The organism is Streptomyces formicae, assembly GCF_002556545.1.
In the GTDB taxonomy this organism is placed as follows: domain Bacteria; phylum Actinomycetota; class Actinomycetes; order Streptomycetales; family Streptomycetaceae; genus Streptomyces; species Streptomyces formicae_A.
The window spans coordinates 6,748,559-6,768,633 of sequence record NZ_CP022685.1 but is presented as its reverse complement, the minus strand read 5'-3'; the positions used below and the strand labels follow the sequence as shown (position 1 = coordinate 6,768,633).

The following is a 20,075-nucleotide window of genomic DNA, read 5'->3' as shown; positions in this document are numbered from 1 at the left end:
CGCGCCCCCTTCCGCTCCCCTGGTTCACTCCGAGCGCCTGCCCGAAGGGGTGAATCGGCGCGGGCCGATGGAAACACCTTGGGTGGGGGGTGGGGGGACCGTGGAGCGGCGCGCTGAAAAGCCCGCCGCTCCACGACGGAGAACACGCCGACGAACGCGCCGACGAACGCGGCGCGGAATACGGCTCGGAAGAGGCCCCGCCTCAGGCGAAGACGGCCAGGCTCTTGGCCTTGCCCCGCGACTCCTCCGCGAGGACCAGGAAGCGGCCCTCGGGGTCGAACGCGGCGACGGCGCCCTGGCCCGCGTACTCCTCGGGCATGTCGATCCGCACCCCGTTGAGCAGCAGCCGACCGCGCTTGTCGTCCACGTCCCAGCGCGGGAAGGCGCGGCTCGCGGCCTCGGCCACCGGCATCACCGTCAGCTCCTCCTGGAGCTGGTCGAGCGTCTTGGCGGCGTCCAGCTTGTACGGGCCGACGCGGGTGCGGCGCAGCGCGGTCAGGTGCCCGCCGACGCCGAGGTCCGCGCCGAGGTCGCGGGCGAGCGCCCTGATGTACGTCCCCGACGAGCAGACGACCGAGACGACCAGATCGAGGACGGGGGTGCCGTCATCGGCGACGGCCTCGCGCACGTCGTACACCGTGAAGCCGGAGACCGTCACGGGCCTGGCCGGGATCTCGAAGTCCTCGCCCTTGCGGGCCCGCGCGTACGACCGCTTGCCGTCGATCTTGATGGCGCTGACCTTGGAGGGCACCTGCATGATGTCGCCGGACAGCTTGGCGATGCCCGCGTCGATCGCCTCGCGGGTGACCCCGGAGGCGTCGGCGGACGAGGTGAGCTCGCCCTCGGCGTCGTCCGTGATCGTGTTCTGGCCCAGGCGGATGGTGCCCAGGTACTCCTTCTCGGTCAGCGCCAGATGACCGAGGAGCTTGGTGGCGCGCTCCACGCCGAGCACGAGGACGCCCGTCGCCATGGGGTCGAGGGTGCCCGCGTGTCCGACGCGGCGGGTCTTGGCGATCCCGCGCATCTTGGCCACCACGTCGTGCGAAGTGAAGCCGGACGGCTTGTCGACGATGACAAGTCCGTCCGGCGTGGTGCTGCTGTTGCTCATGCGGGGGCGTCGCCGTCCTCGTCATCCTCGGGCTTCTTGTACGGGTCGGCCCCACCGGCGAACTCGGCGCCCGCGGAGACCTCACGCACCTTGGCGTCGGACATCCGCGCCTTGTCGAGGAGGTCCTCGATGGCCCGCGCGTTGTCCGGCAGGGCGTCCGCGACGAAGGCCAGGGACGGCGTGAACTTCACGCCCGCGGCCTGGCCGACCGCCGACCGGAGCACGCCCTTGGCGCTCTCCAGGCCCGCGGCCGCCGCCGCGCGGTCCTCGTCGTCGCCGTAGACCGTGTAGAAGATGGTCGCCTCTCGCAGGTCACCCGTGACCCGGGTGTCCGTGATGGTCACATGCGTACCGAGCCGCGGGTCCTTGATCCCGCGCTGCAGCTTCTGGGCAACCACCTCTCGGATGAGGTCCGCCAGCCTTTTCGCCCGCGCGTTGTCGGCCACTGCTCCGTCTCCCTTTTTGCCACGTTCCCGGGGATCGGACCCCGGGCCGGTCTTGCTTCATTCAATCGTCGTCGCCGTGCAGCCGCCGCCTGACGGACAGCAGCTCCACTTCGGGCCGGCCCGCGACGAGGCGCTCGCACCGATCCAGTACGTCCGTCAGATGGCCCGTGTCACCGGACACCGCGGCGAGGCCGATCTCGGCCCTGCGGTGCAGGTTCTGACCGCCCACTTCCGCCGCGCTCACCGCGTACTTGCGCTGGAGTTCGGCGACGATCGGGCGGACGACGGAGCGTTTCTCCTTCAGCGAATGTACGTCGCCGAGGAGCAGATCGAAGGACAGAGTCCCCACATACATGTGTATCCGGATGTCCCGCCGGTACGGGGTAGAGGCCCCGCCAACCGCTTGGCAGGGACATCAGAACCGTACACGGAACGGCCGGGGCCGATCGACGGGATTTCTCCCGCCGACCGGCCCCGACACTGACCGCGCAGATCAGCTGGCTGATCAGCCGCGCGGCTTCTCGCGCATCTCGTACGTCGCGATGACGTCGTCGATCTTGATGTCGTTGAAGTTGCCGAGGTTGATACCGCCCTCGAACCCTTCGCGGATCTCGGTGACGTCGTCCTTGAAGCGGCGCAGGCCCACGATGTTGAGGCTCTCCGCGATGACCTTGCCATCGCGCAGCAGACGGGCCTTGGTGTTGCGCTTGACCTCGCCGGAACGGATGAGGACACCCGCGATGTTGCCGAGCTTGGACGAGCGGAAGACCTCGCGGATCTCCGCGGTGCCGAGCTCGACCTCCTCGTACTCCGGCTTGAGCATGCCCTTGAGGGCCGCCTCGATCTCCTCGATGGCCTGGTAGATCACCGAGTAGTAGCGGACGTCGACGCCCTCGCGCTCCGCCATCTGCGCGGCGCGACCGGCCGCACGGACGTTGAAGCCGATGACGATGGCGTCGGAGCCCATCGCCAGGTCGATGTCGGACTCGGTGACCGCACCCACACCGCGGTGCAGGACGCGGATGTCGACCTCTTCGCCCACGTCGAGCTGGAGCAGCGAGCTCTCCAGGGCCTCGACGGAACCGGACGCGTCACCCTTGATGATGATGTTGAGGTCCTGGACCAGACCGGCCTTGAGCACCTGGTCGAGGTCCTCGAGGGACACCCGGCGGGTGCGCTTGGCGAACGCGGCGTTGCGCTCGCGGGCGGCACGCTTCTCGGCGATCTGACGGGCCGTACGGTCCTCGTCGACGACCAGGAAGTTGTCGCCGGCGCCCGGGACGTTGGTGAGACCGAGCACGAGGACCGGAGTCGACGGGGTCGCCTCCTCCACGTTCTCGCCCTTGTCGTCGAGCATCGCGCGGACGCGGCCGTAGGCGTCACCGGCGACCATCGTGTCGCCGACGCGGAGGGTACCGCGCTGGACGAGGACGGTCGCGACGGCGCCGCGGCCCTTGTCGAGGTGGGCCTCGATCGCGATGCCCTGCGCGTCCTGCTCCGGGTTGGCCCGCAGGTCGAGCGAGGCGTCCGCGGTCAGGACCACGGCCTCGAGCAGCTGCTCGATGTTCTCGCCCTTGCGCGCGGAGATGTCGACGAACATCGTGTCGCCGCCGTACTCCTCCGCCACCAGACCGAACTCGGTGAGCTGACCGCGCACCTTGGCCGGGTCGGCACCCTCGACGTCGATCTTGTTGACCGCGACCACGATCGGCACGTCGGCCGCCTTGGCGTGGTTCAGCGCCTCGATCGTCTGCGGCATCACACCGTCGTTGGCCGCGACCACGAGGATCGCGATGTCGGTGGACTTCGCACCACGGGCACGCATGGCGGTGAACGCCTCGTGACCGGGGGTGTCGATGAAGGTGATGGCGCGCTCTTCGCCGTTGACCTCGGTGGCGACCTGGTAGGCACCGATGTGCTGGGTGATGCCACCGGCCTCGCCCGCGACGACGTTCGTCTTGCGAATGGCGTCGAGGAGTCGGGTCTTACCGTGGTCGACGTGACCCATGACGGTCACGACCGGCGGACGGGAGACGAGCATCTCCTCGCCGCCCTCGTCCTCGCCGAACTCGATGGAGAACGACTCGAGGAGCTCGCGGTCCTCCTCCTCCGGGCTGACGATCTCGAGGACGAAGTTCATCTCGTCCGCGAGGAGCTTCAGCGTCTCGTCGGAGACGGACTGCGTGGCGGTGACCATCTCGCCGAGGTTCATCATCACGCCGACCAGCGAGGCCGGGTTCGCGTTGATCTTCTCGGCGAAGTCGGTCAGCGAGGCACCGCGCGACAGGCGGACGGTCTGTCCGTTGCCGCGAGGCAGCATGACGCCGCCCACCGACGGGGCCTGCATGGCCTCGTACTCCTGGCGCCTCTGCCGCTTCGACTTGCGACCACGACGGGCGGGCCCACCGGGACGGCCGAAGGCACCCTGCGTGCCACCACGGGCACCGGGACCGCCGGGACGGCCACCGAAGCCGGGACGACCGCCGAAGCCGCCGCCACCACCGGGACGACCGGCACCGCCGCCGCCACCGGGACCACCGGGACGACCGGCGAAACCGCCGCCACCGCCACCGGGACGACCGGCGAAGCCGCCGCCGCCACCGGGACGACCGCCGCCGCCACCGCCGGGACGACCGCCACCACCGGGACCGCGGCCACCGCCGGGGCCACCGCCGGGACGCGGGCCCGCGGCGGGACGCTGCGGCATCATGCCCGGGTTCGGACGGTTACCGGCGGGACCGCCGCCGGGACGCGGAGCGCCGCCCTGCGGGCGAGGCATGCCGCCCGGGGTCGGACGGGCGCCGCCCTGACCCTGCGGACGGGGAGCACCCTGGCCGCCCTGGCCCTGCGGGCGCGGGGCGCCACCGGGACCACCGGGGCCGCCGCCGGGACGCGGAGCGCCACCCGGACGGGGCGCCTGCGGGCGCGCCATGCCGGTGGAACCACCGGAGGTGAAGGGGTTGTTGCCCGGACGCGGACCCGCGGGACGGGCGCCGCCGGGACGCGGGGCGCCACCCTGGCCGCCGGGGCGCGGGGCGCGCTCCTGACGGTCGCCACGACCGCCCTGAGCCTGGCCGCCCTGGCCCTGGCCCTGACCACCCTGACCGGGGGCCGGACGGCCACCGGGCTTCGGGGCGCCGGGACGGGTGCCGGGGCGCGGAGCCTGCGACTGCGGAGCCGCGGGGGCCGCGGGAGCGGCCGGCGGAGCGGTGAACTCCGGGGCGGAGGGCGCCGGGGAGGCCGGGGCCGGCTTGGGGGCCGGGGGCTTCGGACCGGGCGTCGGGCGCGGGCCCGGGGTCGCCGGAGCGGCGGCCGCGGGCTTCTCGGCCGCGGCGGGCTTGGGCGCCGGCGGCTTGGGCGCGGCCGGACCCGGACGGGCGGCCTGCGCGGGAGAGGGGGCAGCCGGACCCGAGGGGGCCGGCGGCTTGGGGGCGGCCGCCTTGCGGGGCGCCCCGGGCTTGGCGGCGGACTTGCCGTTGCCGCCCTGCTGCAATGCGTCAGTCAGTTTGCGTACTACCGGCGCCTCGATCGTCGAGGACGCCGAACGTACGAATTCACCGAGTTCTTGGAGCTTGGCCATGACGACCTTGCTCTCTACGCCGAACTCCTTGGCGAGCTCGTATACCCGGACCTTAGCCACTTCGCTCCTTTTAGGTCCGGGTTACGCCGGACCGTCGCTACTTCATGGGCGTACTCATCGCGTGCTCATCGAGTGCTCATCGCAATCTCGACCTACTTCCAACTCGCGGAATACCAGGCCACACGGGGTTCCGTGCGGCCACGTCTTACGGTGTCGCCTGCTGGGCAACTGTCTCGACGGCTCGGCGCAACGCCTCCGTGTCGAGCGGCCCCTGGGCGCGGAAGGCCCGAGGGAACGCCCGGCGGCGGACCGCCAGGTCCAGACAGACCAGGGCGGGGTGTACATACGCACCCCGGCCGGGCAGCGTACCGCTTGGATCGGGGGCGCAGGCGCCCTCTTTCCTCACGATGCGCAGCAGATCGCTCTTGGCCGCTCGCTCCCGGCACCCCACACAGGTGCGCTCAGGGCATGCGCGGGCATGCGTCCGGCCAGACACTCTTAAGTCTACCTCCCCGCACCGACCTCACCCCTTTGGGGCAACAATCGAACGGCTACTCGCCACATACTGTCGTGATCTCAGCGGTGATCGCCGGGAATTTATTCCCGGCGATCTTGCCGAAGGCCGTGCGCCGCGAACGGCTACTGGTCGGCGGGCTGCTCCGTGTCGGGCCTGATGTCGATGCGCCAGCCGGTGAGCCGCGCGGCGAGACGGGCGTTCTGCCCCTCCTTGCCGATCGCGAGCGACAGCTGGTAGTCGGGCACCGTGACCCGGGCCGAGCGGGCACCGAGGTCGACGATCTCGACCTTGCTGACGCGGGCCGGGGAGAGCGCGTGGGCGACCATCTCGGCCGGGTCGTCGGACCAGTCGACGATGTCGATCTTCTCGCCGTTCAGCTCGCCCATGACGTTGCGCACGCGGCTGCCCATCGGGCCGATGCAGGCGCCCTTGGCGTTGAGCCCCGACCGGGTCGAGCGGACCGCGATCTTGGTGCGGTGACCGGCCTCGCGGGCGATGGCCGAGATCTCGACGGAACCGTCGGCGATCTCGGGGACCTCGAGCGCGAAGAGCTTCTTCACCAGGTTCGGGTGCGTGCGCGACAGCGTCACCGAGGGGCCGCGGACGCCCTTCGCCACGCGTACGACGTACGAACGCAGGCGCATGCCGTGCGGGTACTCCTCGCCGGGGACCTGCTCCTGCACCGGCAGGATGGCCTCCAGCTTGCCGATGTCGACGAGCACGTTCTTCGGGTCGCGGCCCTGCTGGACCACGCCGGTGACGATGTCGCCCTCGCGGCCCGCGTACTCGCCGAGCGTCGCGTCGTCCTGGGCGTCGCGCAGGCGCTGCAGGATGACCTGCTTCGCCGTGGTCGCGGCGATGCGGCCGAAGTCGGACGGGGTGTCGTCGAACTCCTTGGGCTCCTGGCCCTCTTCGAGGTCCGCCGGGTCCTCCGTCGCCCACACCGTCACGTGGCCGCTCTCGCGGTCCAGCTTCACGCGCGCACGGCGGAAGCTGCCGTCCGTGCGGTGGTAGGCGATGAGGAGGGCCGACTCGATCGCCTCGACGAGGAGGTCGAAGGAGATCTCCTTCTCCCGGACCAGACCCCGCAGGGCACTCATGTCGATGTCCACGGCTACGCCTCCTCTTCCTTCTTGTCCTTGCGGTTGAACTCGACCTGCACGCGCGCCTTGTCGATCTCGGCGAAGGCGAGGCGGCGCGACGTGGCCTTGCGGCCCTTCACGCCCGGCACCTCGAGGTCGAGACCCTCGTCGTCCACGGTGAGGATGCGGGCGACGAGCTCGCCGCCCTCCGTCAGCTGGAACTTCACCAGGCGGTCCACGGCGCGCACGTAGTGGCGGTGCTCGGTCAGGGCGCGCTCGGCGCCGGGGGACCCGACCTCCAGGTCGTACTCCCCCTCGCCCATGGCGTCGCTCTCGTCGAGCTTCGCGGAGAGCAGGCGGCTCACTTCCGCGATCGTGTCGAGGTCCACGCCGTCCTCGGAGTCGATGACGACTCTCAGCACTCGCTTGCGTCCGACCGGGGTCACTTCGATCTCTTCGAGATCGAGGTCCTGGGAGCTGACGAGCGGTTCCAGTAGTTGCCGCAGCCTCTCGCTCTGGGTGGTGCTCATCCGGGTGACTCCTCGGCCGCGTGTGCTGTTGTGGGATCGTCGCGTGTCAGGTCAAAGGGTATCCGGTCCGGAGGGGTGTTGCCGCCCACGGGCGGGGCGGCGCACCGCTTCGCACCGAGCCGCTCGCGGGTACGGGAGGGGCCCGCGGGTACGGTGATCACGGACCCGTGCCACCCCTTCCTCCGCATCCCGCCAGGTTTCCCCTCGCCCCGCCTGCCCGCCTCCTGCCCGCCTCCTGTCCGCTTCCCGCTCGCTTCCCGCTCACTCACGCCTTTTGGCCCGCCTTCCGAGGACGTCTGCCGTGCCGTCGTATCTCACCGCCCCACGGTCCCCTTCGGGACCGCGCCGAAGGAGTCTGCTCACCGGGGTCGCCGGTGTCGCAGGAGCCGCCGGAGCCGCGCTGCTCACGGGCTGCTCGGACTCCGCGGACACCGACGAGCGCCCGTCCGCCGCCCGGCGGCTGCGCGCGCACGCGGCCGCGGACAGCAGGGAACTCCTCCGTCGCTACGACGCCGTCCTCGCGGCGCACCCCTCGCTCGCCGAGCGGCTGCGGCCGCTGCGGGCCGAGGTGCGGCGCCACGCGGAGGCGTTCGCGGACGACCGTGCTCCGGCTTCCGCCTCACCCGCGGGCTCCCCGGGCCCCGGGGGCTCCCCCGCCGCGTCACCCGCGCCGTCCGTCCCCGCGTCCCCCAAGGACGCCGTGCGCGAACTCGCCAAGGCCGAGAGGACGTTGGCGGACCGGCGGGCCCAGGCCCTGCTCGACGCCCCGGCGGAACAGGCCAGGCTGCTCGCCTCGGTGTCCGCCGCGGGGGCGGCACACGCGTATCTGCTGACGGAGGGCGACAAGTGAGCGGTTCGAAGGACGAGGAGCTGAAGGCCGTGCAGGCCGCGCTGGCCGCCGAGCACGCGGCGGTGTACGGCTACGGCGTGGTCGGCGGACGCGTCGGCGAGAAGCGCAGGGACGACGCGCGCACCGGGTACGACGCCCACCGCGCCCGGCGCGACGAGTTGCAGCGCGCGGTGCGCGACCTGGGCGGCGAGCCGCAGCCCGCGGACCCGGCGTACGCGCTGCCGTTCCCGGTGCCGGACTCCGCCTCCGCCGTGCGGCTCGCCGCGGAGCTGGAGGACCGGGTCGCCGGGGTCTACGCCGATCTCGTACGGGCCTCGACGGGCACCCGGCGCGGCAACGCGGCCCTCGCGCTGCGCGAGGCGGCGGTCCGTGCGGCACGGTGGCGCGGCGGGAGCGTAGCCTTCCCTGGGCTCGCCGAGCGGTCAGCCGCCGCCCCCTCGGCACCGGCGACGCCCCAGGCGTAACCCGTACAGGAAGTTCAGAAGGGAACGACTCGCGCATGGCTTTCGAACCGCCCCAGCGCCTCGTCACCGCGCTCGGCGAGACGGCGCGGGACGGCGACGACTGGCTGGACAAGCTGCCGATGGCGGCCGAACAGGCCGCCGGTCTACGCGAGTTGACCGTCGAGCGCGTGCACGTGCCCGGCGGGCGCAGCAGCCTCGTGCTCCTGGTGCGGCAGGCCGACGGCACCCCCGCCGTACTGAAGCTGGTGCCGCCACGGTCGCGTCCGGAGAGCGAGCGGGCGGCGCTCGCGCACTGGAACGGGCTCGGCGCCGTACGGCTGCTCGACCCCGCGGCGTCCGACGGGGCGCTGCTCGTCGAACGGCTGCACCGCGACGTGTCGGTGCGCTCGCTGCCCGAGGCCAAGGCCCTCCTGGAGGCTGCGGGGACGCTGCGCAGGCTCTGGGTGGAGCCACCGGCCGGACACCGCTTCGAGACGGTCGCCGAGCGGACCGGGCGGCAGGCGGCGGCGATGCGGGCTTCGGCCGACGCGGACGCCGAGCTCGGTCCCCTGGTCGACGCGGCGCTCGCGGCGCGGGACGAGCTGCTCGCCGCGGAGCCCGATGCCCGGCTGCTGCACGGCACGTTCCGGCAGAGCAAGGTGCTCGCGGGGGACCGGCTGCCGTGGCTGGCCGTGGGCCCCGACCCGGTGGTGGGCGAGCCCGCCTTCGACCTGGCGCGGCTCGTCAGGGACCGCGTGGAGGACCTCATCGCCTCGCCGTCCGGCGCCTCCATCACGCGGCGGCGCGTGAAGAAGCTCGCCGAGTCGCTCGAGGTCGAGCAGGAGCGGTTGCGCGGGTGGACGCTGTTCCGGGCGGTCGAGTCGGGCGTACGGGCGCTGCGCGTGGGGCGGGTGCAGGACTCGGAGCTGCTCCTCGAATTCGCGGGCTGGCTCTGACGCCGACTCCGACGCCGACGGAGGGACGCGGGGAAACCGCGCCCCTCCGGGCGGCGCCGACTAGGCGGTGAGGCGCGCGATCGCCTCGTCGACCGACAGCTCCTCGCGCTCGCCGGTGCGGCGGTCCTTCAGCTCCAGGACGCCGTCGGCGGAGCGGCGGCCCGCGACGAGGATCTTCGGGACGCCCATCAGCTCGGAGTCGGTGAACTTCACGCCCGGGGAGACGCCGGGACGGTCGTCGACCAGGACCCGGACACCGGCCGCGGCCAGCTTGTCGGAGACCTCGAGGGCCAGCTCGGTCTGGAGCGCCTTGCCCGCGGCGACGACGTGGACGTCGGCGGGGGCGATCTCCTCGGGCCAGATCAGGCCCTTGTCGTCGGCGTGCTGCTCGGCGAGCGCGGCGACGGCGCGCGAGACGCCGATGCCGTACGAGCCCATGGTCACGCGGACCGGCTTGCCCTCCTTGCCGAGCACGTCGAGCTGGAAGGCGTCGGCGTACTTGCGGCCCAGCTGGAAGATGTGGCCGATCTCGATGGCGCGGTCCAGCTTGAGTCCTGTGCCGCAGTTCGGGCACGGGTCGCCCTCCTGGACGACCACGACGTCGACGTAGGCGTCGACCTCGAAGTCACGGCCCGCGACGACGTTCTCGGCGTGCACGCCGTCCTTGTTGGCGCCGGTGATCCAGGCGGTGCCGGGGGCGACGCGCGGGTCGGCGACGTACTGGACCTTCGCCAGGCCCTGCGGGCCCACATAACCGCGCACCAGGTCGTCGCGGCCCTCGAAGTCCTCGGCCGTGACCAGCTCGACGGCGGCCGGGGCGAAGTGGGCCTCGACCTTGTCCATGTCGACCTCGCGGTCGCCGGGGACGCCGACGGCGACGATCTCGCCGTCGACCTTCACGAGGAGGTTCTTGAGCGTCGCGGACGCCTCGACGCCGAGGTGCGCGGCGAGCGTCTCGATGGTCGGCGTCTCGGGCGTCGGGATCTCCCGGAGCGCGGGCACGCCCGCCGCGTCGACCGGCTTCAGGGCGTAGGAGACCGCCTCCGTGTTCGCCGCGTAGTCGCAGTTCGGGCAGTCGGCGAAGGTGTCCTCACCGGCCGCGGCCGGGGCGAGGAACTCCTCGGACTTGGAGCCGCCCATGGCGCCCGCGGTGGCGGCGCAGATGCGGTAGTCGAGGCCGAGGCGCTGGAAGATCTTCTGGTACGCGGCGCGGTGCAGCGCGTACGACTGGGCGAGGCCCTCGTCCTCCAGGTCGAAGGAGTAGGAGTCCTTCATGAGGAACTCGCGGCCGCGCAGGATGCCGGCGCGGGGGCGGGCCTCGTCGCGGTACTTGGTCTGGATCTGGTAGAGGATCACGGGCAGGTCCTTGTAGGACGTGCACTGGTCCTTGACCAGGAGGGTGAAGATCTCCTCGTGGGTGGGGCCGAGGAGGTAGTCGCCGCCCTTGCGGTCGTTGAGCCGGAACAGCTCCGCGCCGTACTCGGTCCAGCGCCCGGTCGCCTCGTAGGGCTCCTTGGGCAGCAGGGCGGGCAGCGAGACCTCCTGGCCGCCCATGGCGTCCATCTCCTCGCGCACGACGCGCTCGACGTTGGCGAGGACCTTCTTGCCCAGCGGCAGCCAGGACCAGACACCGGCGGCGGTACGGCGCACGTATCCGGCGCGGACCAGGAGCTTGTGGCTCAGCACCTCGGCGTCCGCCGGGTCGTCGCGCAAGGTCTTCGCCATCAGTCGGGACATGCGCTGGACCTGGGCCATGGTGAACTCCTGCTGCAAGGTGGTCCCCCTGCTCGAACGGAGCCGAGAGCTCGGGGGAGGTGGTGTTCAGGAGGTTAGCCGGGGGCCGGGCGCGGGCGGAAATCGGTTACGGCTCAGGCCCGTTTCCGCAGGGGCAGCGGGGCGCCCATCACGGCGTACGGCTTGGGGGCGCTGGGGAACAGGACGCGGCGGGCCAGATCGGCGTACCCCAGGGAGCGGTAGAGGCCGCGGGCCGGGCTTTCGACGTCGATCGCGGAGAGGATCGAGCGGGGCTCGGGGACGCCGTCCGTGATGGTCGTGATGAGCGCGCGCCCGATGCCCCGGTTCTGGTAGCCGGGGTGCACGTGCAGCTCGGTGATCACGAACGACTCGTCGAGCCAGCCGTCCAGGTCCTGGCCGCGCAGATACGGCTCGACGACGGTGGACCACCAGTGGGCGCGGTCGTTGGGCATGCCGTAGACGAAGCCCACGAGACGGTCGTCACCGGTGGTCGCGCCGAACGCGCGGGCGCGGGGGTAGGTGAGGTGCCGCAGCACGATCTGCCGTCGTACGGCGACCTCGTCCTCGCTCAGCCCGAAGGCGTACGCCTGGACGCGCAGCGCCTCGTCCACGCGCGCGCCGAGGTCGAGCGGACCGATCACGACATCGTCTGTCATGACCCGACCCTACTTCGCACCGGCGCGCTTCTGAACAGGGCGCTCGGGGCGGGGGCTTGGCTTGCCGCGGGTCCTGGGCGGGTCTTGGGCGGGTCCAGGGCGGGCGGGTCAGAACAGCACGCTCATGAACGCGCCGATCTCCTTGAAGCCCACCTTCCGGTAGGCCGCCCTCGCCGCGGTGTTGAAGTCGTTCACGTAGAGGCTGGCGACGGGGGCGACGTCCGCGAGCGCGTAGCGCAGGACGGCGGCCATGCCGGGGGCGGCGAGCCCGCGGCCCCGGTACTCGGGGGCCACCCATACGCCCTGGACCTGGCAGGCCTGCGGGGTGGCGGCGCCGATCTCCGCCTTGAAGACGACCTTGCCGTGCTCGTCCAGGCGCGCGAACGAGCGCCCGGAGCCGACCAGTTCGGCCACCCGCGCCTGATAGAGCAGGCCGCCGTCACCGGCCATCGGCGAGATCCCGACCTCCTCGGTGAACATCGCCACGCACGCCGGCATGATCGTCTCCATCTCGTCCTTGCGGACACGACGGACGTACGGGTCGGGGGCGATGTCGTCCGGCAGCCGGTCGGCGACCATCAGGGGCTGCTGCGCGCGGATCTCGCGGGCGGGGCCCCAGGACGGCTCCAGGAGCCGCCACAGCTGGGCCGTGGGCTCCGCGGGCCCGACGATCGAGGAACAGCGCCGCCCGGCCCTGCGCGCCCGGTCGGCGAAGCCGCGGACGGCCCGTGGGGTGGCGCAGATCGGTACGAGATTGGCGCCCGCGTAACAGAGGGACCGCAGCATGCCGTCCTCGTACCAGCCCCACATCTCACCACCGAGCCGCCACGGATCCAGCCCCGCGACGTGCACGCGGGCGGCCACGAAGGCGTTCGCGACGGGCTCGCGCTCGAGCACGGCGAGCGCGGCGTCCAGGTCACTCGGTTCGAGGACCCTGGTGGTGGTCTGAGTCAACACGTGCGGGGGCCTCACCATACGGTCTGCTGATCTCCGCACTGTACCTGGCGGGGGCGCCTTGTGCGGGGGGTGGCATTTGTCCGTCGGGGCTCGGGCCCGGAGTGCCCGTTGCCCCCGGTGGGGGCTGACGCTCTTCCGCCGCTCCGCGGCGTGGTGCCCACCCGCCCACCCGTGACTCCGCGCCGGGGGTGGGGGTAGGGGCAGGAGCGGGACCGGGGCCCGCAGGCGACGATCCGCCGCGAGCGGGACCGGGGCCCGCAGGCGGCGATCCGGCGCGGAGCACGGGCGGGCGGGCTCCTACAGGGACGGATCGGCGCGGAGCACGGGCGGGCGGGTGGGGACCCGACCGCCGCGAAGCGGGCGGGCTCCTACAGGGACGGATCGGCGCGGAGCACGGGCGGGCGGGTGGGGACCCGACCGCCGCGAAGCGGGCGGGTCCCTACAGGGAGAGGGCGGTGCGGAACCACCAACAGACACCGCTACCCGGCAACCGCAACCGTCGGCTCGCCGGAGGCCACCCCGTCCTTCTCCATCTGCTCAGCGATCTTCATCGCCTCATCGATGAGGGTCTCGACGATCTTCGACTCGGGAACGGTCTTGATGACCTCCCCCTTCACGAAGATCTGCCCCTTGCCATTGCCCGACGCGACCCCGAGGTCCGCCTCACGAGCCTCACCAGGACCGTTGACCACACACCCCATGACCGCCACCCGCAACGGCACCTCCATGCCGTCCAGACCCGCGGTCACCTCTTCCGCCAGCTTGTACACATCCACCTGCGCCCGCCCGCACGACGGACACGACACGATCTCCAGACGCCGCTGCTTCAGGTTCAGCGACTCCAGGATCTGCATGCCGACCTTGATCTCCTCGACGGGCGGAGCCGACAGCGAGACACGGATCGTGTCGCCGATGCCCTCGCTCAACAGCGCACCGAACGCCACCGCCGACTTGATCGTGCCCTGGAACGCAGGACCCGCCTCCGTCACCCCCAGGTGCAACGGATAGTCACACGCCGCCGCCAACTGCCGGTAGGCATTCACCATCACCACCGGATCGTTGTGCTTCACCGAGATCTTGATGTCCCGGAAACCATGCTCCTCGAAGAGCGACGCCTCCCAGAGCGCCGACTCCACCAGAGCCTCCGGCGTCGCCTTGCCGTACTTCTTCAACAACCGCGCGTCCAACGACCCCGCGTTGACCCCGATCCGAATCGGCGTCCCCGCCGCCGAAGCCGCCTTCGCGATCTCCTTGACCTTGTCGTCGAACTGCTTGATGTTCCCCGGATTCACCCGCACCGCCGCACACCCCGCGTCGATCGCCGCGAACACGTACTTCGGCTGGAAGTGAATGTCCGCGATCACCGGGATCTGCGACTTCCGCGCGATCGTGGCCAACGCATCCGCGTCATCCTGCGTCGGACACGCCACCCGCACGATCTGACAGCCCGACGCGGTCAGCTCCGCGATCTGCTGCAACGTCGCACCGATGTCCGACGTACGCGTCGTCGTCATCGACTGCACCGAGACGGGTGCGTCCCCACCGACAGCCACAGAACCGACCTGGATCTTGCGGCTGACCCTGCGGTCGGCGAGCTTGGTCGGTACGGACGGGATTCCGAGAGAAACGGCAGTCATCTGGCGAGCATCCCCAAGAGTGTGGATCACAAGGTGTGGAACAAGGTCCCGAGATCGGCGGGCTCCAGGCTTCGAGATTACGGCACCCCGGCGGGCCCGGGCACATCACGCCCCGAAGTCCACTCAATGGTGGGCGGCCCGACACATAGAGTGCCGGGCCGCCGCAAACTTCTCGCAATCAGGAAATTCTGACCGGGTTCACCACGTCGGCGATGAGCACCAGGATCGTGAAGCAGATGAAGATCCCCGCCACCACGTAGGCGACCGGCATCAGCTTCGCGACGTCGAAGGGGCCCGGGTCGGGACGGCGCATGACCCGCGCGGTCTTGCGGCGCACCGACTCCCACAGGGCGCCCGCGATGTGCCCGCCGTCGAGCGGGAGCAGCGGCAGCATGTTGAACAGGAACAGGGAGAGGTTGAAGCCCGCGATGAGGAACAGCATCATCGCGATCTGGTTCTCCGGCGGGATGTCCAGGGTGAACACGTCGCCGCCGACGCGGGCCGCGCCGACCACGCCCATCGGGGAGTCCTGCTTGCGCTCGCCGTCACCGAAGGCCGCGTTCCACAGGTCGGGGATCTTGGACGGCAGGGCGACGATCGACTCGACGCCGTTCTCCATCATGTCGCCCATGCGGTTCACGGAGTCGCCGAAGGACTGCTGGACGATGCCGGACGCCGGGGTGAAGCCGAGGAAGCCCGCGTAGACGTACTTGCCCTCGACGTAGGCGCCGTCACCGTCGGTCTTGGTCACCTGGTTCTTGATCAGGTTCGCGTGCAGGTCCAGCTTCTTGCCGTCCCGCTCGACCGTGAGCGTGGCCGGGCCGATCGTCTCGCGGATCTTCGACTGGAGCGAGGACCAGTCGTCCACGGCCTGCCCCTGGAAGGCGACGATCTTGTCGCCCGCCTTCAGACCCGCCGCCTTGGCGGGCGCGGCCTTGTCGCCCTTCTCGCACTTGGCGCGGTTCTCGCTCTGCTGGATGACGCAGTCGGAGACCTTGCCGACGGAGGTCGTCTGGGTGCTGATGCCGAACGTCATCATCACGCCGAGGAAGATCGCCACGGCGAGGACGAGGTTCATGAAGGGGCCCGCGAACATCACGATCACGCGCTTCCACGGCTTGCGCGTGTAGAAGAGGCGGCGCTCGTCGCCGGGCTCCAACTCCTCGAAGGCCGCCGAGCGGGCGTCCTCGATCATGCCGCGCCAGGGCGACGTGGAGCGTGCCTCGATGCGGCCGTCCGGGCCCGGCGGGAACATGCCGATCATCCGGATGTAACCGCCGAGGGGGATGGCCTTGATGCCGTACTCGGTGTCGCCCTTCTTGCGCGAGAACAGGGTCGGGCCGAAGCCGACCATGTACTGCGGCACGCGGATGCCGAACATCTTGGCGGTCGACAGGTGCCCCAGCTCGTGCCAGGCGATCGAGAAGAGCAGCCCGATCACGAAGACGACTATCCCGAGGATCATCATCAAGGTCGTCATGCACGAGCCTCCGCGGTCGCCTTGCCTGCCAGTTCACGTGCCCGAGCACGTGCCCAGGTCTCCGCCTCGAGGACGTCCGCGACGGTCAGGGAGGTTCCCGCGGACGGTGTGCCGTGTTCCGCCACGACCTCCGTCACCGTCTCCATGATCCCGTTGAAGGGCAGCGCGCCCTTCAGGAACGCGTCCACGCACTCCTCGTTGGCGGCATTGAACACCGCCGGGGCCGTGCCCGCGAGCTCCCCGACGTGCCGGGCGAGCCCGACCGAGGGAAACGCGTCGTTGTCGAGGGGGAAGAACTCCCAGCTCGACGCCTTGGTCCAGTCGAAGGCGGGCGCCGCGTCGGGCACCCGCTCGGGCCAGCCGATGCCGATGGCGATCGGGCCCCGCATGTCGGGCGGGGTGGCCTGGGCGAGCGTCGATCCGTCGGTGAACTCGACCATGGAGTGCACGTAGGACTGCGGGTGGACGACGACCTCGATGCGGTCGAAGGGGATGTCGTAGAGCAGGTGCGCCTCGATGACCTCGAGTCCCTTGTTGACCAGGGTCGCGGAGTTGACCGTGATCACGGGGCCCATCGCCCAGGTGGGGTGCGCGAGCGCGTCCTCGGGGGTGACGTTCACGAGGTCGGCCTTCGTCCGTCCCCGGAAGGGGCCGCCGGAGGCGGTGACGACGAGCTTGCGCACGTCCGCGCGGGTTCCGGCGGCGAGCGCCTGGAAGAGCGCCGCGTGCTCGGAGTCGACCGGGATGATCTGGCCCGGCTTGGCGACCGCCTTGACCAGGGGCCCGCCGACGATGAGGGATTCCTTGTTGGCGAGCGCGAGGGTGCGGCCCGCCTCCAGGGCGGCGAGCGTGGGGGCCAGGCCGATGGATCCGGTGATGCCGTTGAGCACCGTGTGGCAGTCGGAGGCGGCCACCTGGGTCGCCGCGTCGGGTCCGGCCAGGATCTCGGGGAGCTGCTCCCCGGCGGCGTACTGCCCCTGGAGCGCCTCCCGCAGGGCCGGTACGACGTCCTCGCGGGCGACCGCGACGGTCTTCACCCGCAGCCGACGTGCCTGCTCGGCGAGGAGACCCACGCGGCCGCCCGCGGCGGAGAGCGCCGTGACGCGGAAGCGGTCGGGGTGGCTGAGGACGAGGTCGATGGCCTGGGTGCCGATCGAGCCCGTGGAGCCGAGGATGACGATGTCCCGCGGGTCCTCGCCGACGACCGGGTCGAAGACGAGATGCGGGTCCGCGAGGGGGGATGGGCTGTCGCTCATCCCCCCATTGTGGCCGCAACTCCTGTGGGCCCGGACCGTGTGGGCCCCGATGTGGCGCACGTGGCGTAGGACCGGCCTCATCGCCTCTTGTCGTCGGACGGCCCGAAGTCGCCCTCGACGACGCCCTCCGCGGTGTCCACCGTGGGCGCGCTGAAGTGGAGCTGGCCCGCGCTCCTGCGGTCCTGGAGGCCCTTCGCGCTGATCTCGACCGCGTCCAGGACGGTGTCGGGCGCGGGCTGCTCGACCTGGACCTCCAGGTTGAAGAGGAAGCCGACGGACTCCTCCTTGATGGCGTCCATCATGGCCGTGAACATGTCGAAGCCCTCGCGCTGGAACTCGAAGAGGGGGTCCCTGCCGAGGTAGGACCGCATCCAGATGCCCTCCTGGAGGTAGTCCATCTCGTAGAGGTGTTCGCGCCATTTGCGGTCGAGGACGGAGAGCACCACGCGGCGCTCCAGCTCGCGCATGGCGTCCTCGCCGAGTTCGCGCTCGCGTTCCTCGTAGCGTGCGTGCATGTCCTCGGTCAGCGCGTCGCCGATCAGTTCGGCGCTCACCTCGGAGCGGCCGCCCGCCTTCTCGTCGAGGTCGGCGGGGGTGACGCGCATCGGGTACAGCTCGCGGCAGGCCCTCCAGAGCCGCTCCAGGTCCCACTCCTCGGCGAATCCCTCGGCGGTGGCCGCCGCCACGTACGCGTCGACGGTGTCGTCCATGAAGTGGTGGATCTGCTCGCGGAGGTTCTCGCCCTCCAGGACCCGGCGGCGTTCGGCGTAGATGAGCCCGCGCTGGCGGTTGAGGACCTCGTCGTACTTGAGGACGTTCTTGCGGGTCTCGAAGTGCTGCTGCTCGACCTGGGACTGGGCGGAGGCGATGGCCCGGGTCACCATCTTGTTCTCGATGGGGACGTCGTCCGGCACGTTGGCCATGAGCATGACCCGCTCGACCAGCTCGGCGCGGAAAAGCCGCATCAGGTCGTCGCCGAGCGAGAGGTAGAAGCGGGACTGTCCGGGGTCGCCCTGGCGGCCGCTGCGGCCGCGCAGCTGGTTGTCGATGCGGCGGGACTCGTGGCGTTCGGTGCCGAGCACGTAGAGGCCGCCGAGCTCCTTGACCACGTCGTGTTCGGCGGCGGCCTCGGCCTCGATGCGCGCGAGGAGCTCGCGATGGCGCTCGGGGGCCTCTTCGGGGGTGAGCCCCTCGTCCGCGAGCGCGGCGTCGGCCATGGCTTCGGGGTTGCCGCCGAGCATGATGTCGGTGCCCCGGCCCGCCATGTTCGTGGCGACGGTGACCGCGCCCTTGCGGCCCGCCTGCGCGACGATCCGCGCCTCGCTCTTGTGGTTCTTGGCGTTGAGCACCTGGTGCGGGACCCCGCGCCGGGTGAGCAGCGCGGAGAGGTGCTCGGACTTCGCCACCGAGACGGTGCCGACCAGGATCGGCTGCCCCAGCTCGTGCCGCTCGATGATGTCGGCGACGACCGCGCCGAACTTCACGGACTCCTCGCGGTAGATCACATCGGCCTTGTCCTCGCGGACCATCGGCTTGTTGGTGGGAATGGGCACCACGTTGAGTTTGTAGATCTGGTGGAACTCGGCGGCCTCCGTCATGGCCGTGCCCGTCATTCCGGAGAGTTTTCCGTAGAGGCGGAAGAAGTTCTGGAGGGTGATCGTGGCGAGCGTCTGGTTCTCGTCCTTGATCGTCACTCCTTCCTTCGCCTCGATCGCCTGGTGGACGCCTTCGTTGTAGCGGCGTCCGGCGAGAATGCGTCCGGTGTGCTCGTCGACGATCAGGACCTCGCCGTCGGTGACGACGTAGTCCTTGTCCTTCTTGAAGTGCTCCTTGGCCTTGAGCGCGTTGTTCAGCTGCCCGATGAGCGAGGTGTGCGCGGAGTCGTAGAAGTTCTCGATCCCGAGCTGGTCCTCCAGGAATTCCACCCCGCGGTCGAGGATCGCGACGGTACGTTTCTTCGGGTCGTACTCGTAGTCGTACGCGGCCCGCAGCTCCGCCAGTTCCAGCTTGCGCGCCGGGGTGGTGAACTTCTCCTCCTGGATCGCGACGCCCTTCAACCCGCGCACGGCGTCGGCGAAGTAGCCGTACCAATGGGTGGGCTGATCGGCGGGTCCCGAGATGATCAGCGGTGTCCTCGCCTCGTCGATGAGGATGGAGTCCGCCTCGTCGACGATCGCGAAGTGGTGTCCTCGCTGCACCAGTTCGGCCTTCGACCAGGCCATGTTGTCGCGCAGGTAGTCGAAGCCGAATTCGTTGTTCGTGCCGTAGGTGATGTCGCAGGCGTACTGCTCGCGGCGGACGGCGGGCGCCATGTCGGACTTGATGACCCCCACGGTCAGGCCGAGGAAGCGGTAGGCGCGGCCCATCCACTGGGCGTCGCGCTCGGCGAGGTAGTCGTTGACCGTGACGAGGTGGACGCCCTTGCCCGCGAGCGCGTTCAGATAGGCGGGCAGCGTCGCCGAGAGCGTCTTTCCCTCACCGGTCTGCATCTCGGCGATGTTGCCGAGATGCAGCGCGGCGCCGCCCATGATCTGTACGTCGAAGTGGCGCATGCCAAGGGTGCGCCGCGCCGCCTCGCGGACGGCTCCGAAAGCCTCGGGAAGCAGATCGTCGAGGCTCTCCCCTTCGGCGTACCGCTCCTTGAACTCGGCGGTCAGCGCCTGTAGTTCGGCATCGGAGAGAGCCTCGAAGTCCGGCTCCACGGAGTTGACCTGAGCCGCGATGTGCTGCAGCTTGCGCAGCATTCTTCCCTCGCCCGCACGCATGATCTTTCCGGTGAGGCGATCCAATTTGAGGACGGACACGGAAATCCCCCACCCCTC

General features: G+C 70.8%; 17 protein-coding genes. 3 read left to right on the top strand and 14 right to left on the bottom strand.

Features of this window, described 5'->3' with window-relative positions; translation table 11 throughout:
• Positions 1-202 precede the first annotated feature (202 nt).
• The 7 genes from truB to rimP all read right to left on the bottom strand — a co-directional run bounded on the left by truB (position 203) and on the right by rimP (position 7,263).
• A complete protein-coding gene (truB, locus tag KY5_RS29745) occupies positions 203-1,108 on the bottom strand; it encodes a tRNA pseudouridine(55) synthase TruB (protein WP_098245109.1) in 906 nt (301 codons plus the stop codon).
• Positions 1,105-1,554 carry a 30S ribosome-binding factor RbfA gene (gene rbfA, locus KY5_RS29740; RefSeq protein WP_055554469.1) on the bottom strand — a complete coding sequence of 150 codons (450 nt, stop codon included), beginning with the start codon at positions 1,552-1,554 and terminating at the stop codon, positions 1,105-1,107. The genes truB and rbfA overlap by 4 nt, the downstream gene beginning before the upstream one ends.
• Positions 1,555-1,615: 61 nt before the next feature.
• Complete coding sequence (locus tag KY5_RS29735; RefSeq protein WP_098245108.1) at positions 1,616-1,909, bottom strand: DUF503 domain-containing protein; 294 nt, start codon at positions 1,907-1,909, stop codon at positions 1,616-1,618.
• A gap of 150 nt (positions 1,910-2,059) precedes the next feature.
• Positions 2,060-5,194: a translation initiation factor IF-2 gene (gene infB, locus KY5_RS29730; protein WP_098245107.1), complete on the bottom strand. Its 3,135-nt coding sequence runs from the start codon at positions 5,192-5,194 to the stop codon at positions 2,060-2,062.
• 145 nt (positions 5,195-5,339) lie between these two features.
• On the bottom strand, positions 5,340-5,630 hold the full coding sequence (locus KY5_RS29725; RefSeq protein ID WP_098245106.1) for a YlxR family protein: 291 nt from the start codon (positions 5,628-5,630) through the stop codon (positions 5,340-5,342).
• Between the two features lie 143 nt (positions 5,631-5,773).
• Entirely contained in the window at positions 5,774-6,763 is a 990-nt protein-coding gene (nusA, locus tag KY5_RS29720) for a transcription termination factor NusA (protein ID WP_098245105.1), read from the bottom strand.
• Positions 6,764-6,765: 2 nt separating this feature from the next.
• On the bottom strand, positions 6,766-7,263 hold the full coding sequence (gene rimP, locus KY5_RS29715; RefSeq protein ID WP_098245104.1) for a ribosome maturation factor RimP: 498 nt from the start codon (positions 7,261-7,263) through the stop codon (positions 6,766-6,768).
• A 301-nt stretch (positions 7,264-7,564) separates the two neighbouring features.
• Between rimP and KY5_RS29710 the strand changes: the two genes are divergently transcribed.
• The 3 genes from KY5_RS29710 to KY5_RS29700 are packed head-to-tail and all read left to right on the top strand — an operon-like array spanning position 7,565 to position 9,512.
• On the top strand, positions 7,565-8,113 hold the full coding sequence (locus KY5_RS29710) for a hypothetical protein (RefSeq protein WP_098245103.1): 549 nt from the start codon (positions 7,565-7,567) through the stop codon (positions 8,111-8,113).
• Positions 8,110-8,577 (top strand): ferritin-like domain-containing protein, encoded by a 468-nt coding sequence (locus KY5_RS29705; RefSeq protein WP_098245102.1) that lies wholly within the window; start codon positions 8,110-8,112, stop codon positions 8,575-8,577. Before KY5_RS29710 ends, KY5_RS29705 begins: the two co-directional genes overlap by 4 nt.
• A 35-nt stretch (positions 8,578-8,612) precedes the next feature.
• Positions 8,613-9,512: an aminoglycoside phosphotransferase family protein gene (locus tag KY5_RS29700; RefSeq protein WP_098245101.1), complete on the top strand. Its 900-nt coding sequence runs from the start codon at positions 8,613-8,615 to the stop codon at positions 9,510-9,512.
• A gap of 60 nt (positions 9,513-9,572) precedes the next feature.
• Here KY5_RS29700 and KY5_RS29695 read toward each other — a convergent pair whose 3' ends face one another.
• The 7 genes from KY5_RS29695 to secA form a co-directional block, all read right to left on the bottom strand.
• The gene (locus tag KY5_RS29695; RefSeq protein ID WP_098245100.1) at positions 9,573-11,267 is read right to left on the bottom strand and encodes a proline--tRNA ligase; all 1,695 of its coding nucleotides are present in this window, start codon (positions 11,265-11,267) and stop codon (positions 9,573-9,575) included.
• A gap of 113 nt (positions 11,268-11,380) precedes the next feature.
• The gene (locus KY5_RS29690) at positions 11,381-11,923 is read right to left on the bottom strand and encodes a GNAT family N-acetyltransferase (RefSeq protein ID WP_098245099.1); all 543 of its coding nucleotides are present in this window, start codon (positions 11,921-11,923) and stop codon (positions 11,381-11,383) included.
• A 108-nt stretch (positions 11,924-12,031) separates the two neighbouring features.
• Positions 12,032-12,880 (bottom strand): GNAT family N-acetyltransferase, encoded by an 849-nt coding sequence (locus KY5_RS29685; protein ID WP_098247544.1) that lies wholly within the window; start codon positions 12,878-12,880, stop codon positions 12,032-12,034.
• Between the two features lie 479 nt (positions 12,881-13,359).
• Positions 13,360-14,517, bottom strand: a complete 1,158-nt coding sequence (ispG, locus tag KY5_RS29680; RefSeq protein WP_098247543.1) for a flavodoxin-dependent (E)-4-hydroxy-3-methylbut-2-enyl-diphosphate synthase — start codon at positions 14,515-14,517, stop codon at positions 13,360-13,362.
• A gap of 178 nt (positions 14,518-14,695) precedes the next feature.
• Positions 14,696-15,997: a M50 family metallopeptidase gene (locus KY5_RS29675; protein WP_098245098.1), complete on the bottom strand. Its 1,302-nt coding sequence runs from the start codon at positions 15,995-15,997 to the stop codon at positions 14,696-14,698.
• Entirely contained in the window at positions 15,994-17,253 is a 1,260-nt protein-coding gene (gene dxr / locus KY5_RS29670) for a 1-deoxy-D-xylulose-5-phosphate reductoisomerase (RefSeq protein ID WP_098245097.1), read from the bottom strand. Before dxr ends, KY5_RS29675 begins: the two co-directional genes overlap by 4 nt.
• Before the next feature lie 77 nt (positions 17,254-17,330).
• Entirely contained in the window at positions 17,331-19,997 is a 2,667-nt protein-coding gene (secA, locus tag KY5_RS29665; RefSeq protein WP_234362909.1) for a preprotein translocase subunit SecA, read from the bottom strand.
• Positions 19,998-20,075: the final 78 nt, after the last annotated feature.

Excerpts from the sequence above, each read along its gene's own strand:
- secA (WP_234362909.1), bottom strand. The coding sequence starts at position 19,997 with ATGCTGCGCAAGCTGCAGCACATCGCGGCTCAGGTCAACTCCGTGGAG.
- ispG (WP_098247543.1), bottom strand. The coding sequence starts at position 14,517 with ATGACTGCCGTTTCTCTCGGAATCCCGTCCGTACCGACCAAGCTCGCC.
- KY5_RS29675 (WP_098245098.1), bottom strand. The coding sequence starts at position 15,997 with ATGACGACCTTGATGATGATCCTCGGGATAGTCGTCTTCGTGATCGGG.
- KY5_RS29695 (WP_098245100.1), bottom strand. The coding sequence starts at position 11,267 with ATGGCCCAGGTCCAGCGCATGTCCCGACTGATGGCGAAGACCTTGCGC.
- KY5_RS29690 (WP_098245099.1), bottom strand. The coding sequence starts at position 11,923 with ATGACAGACGATGTCGTGATCGGTCCGCTCGACCTCGGCGCGCGCGTG.
- rimP (WP_098245104.1), bottom strand. The coding sequence starts at position 7,263 with ATGAGCACCACCCAGAGCGAGAGGCTGCGGCAACTACTGGAACCGCTC.
- KY5_RS29700 (WP_098245101.1), top strand. The coding sequence starts at position 8,613 with ATGGCTTTCGAACCGCCCCAGCGCCTCGTCACCGCGCTCGGCGAGACG.
- truB (WP_098245109.1), bottom strand. The coding sequence starts at position 1,108 with ATGAGCAACAGCAGCACCACGCCGGACGGACTTGTCATCGTCGACAAG.
- dxr (WP_098245097.1), bottom strand. The coding sequence starts at position 17,253 with ATGAGCGACAGCCCATCCCCCCTCGCGGACCCGCATCTCGTCTTCGAC.
- KY5_RS29735 (WP_098245108.1), bottom strand. The coding sequence starts at position 1,909 with ATGTATGTGGGGACTCTGTCCTTCGATCTGCTCCTCGGCGACGTACAT.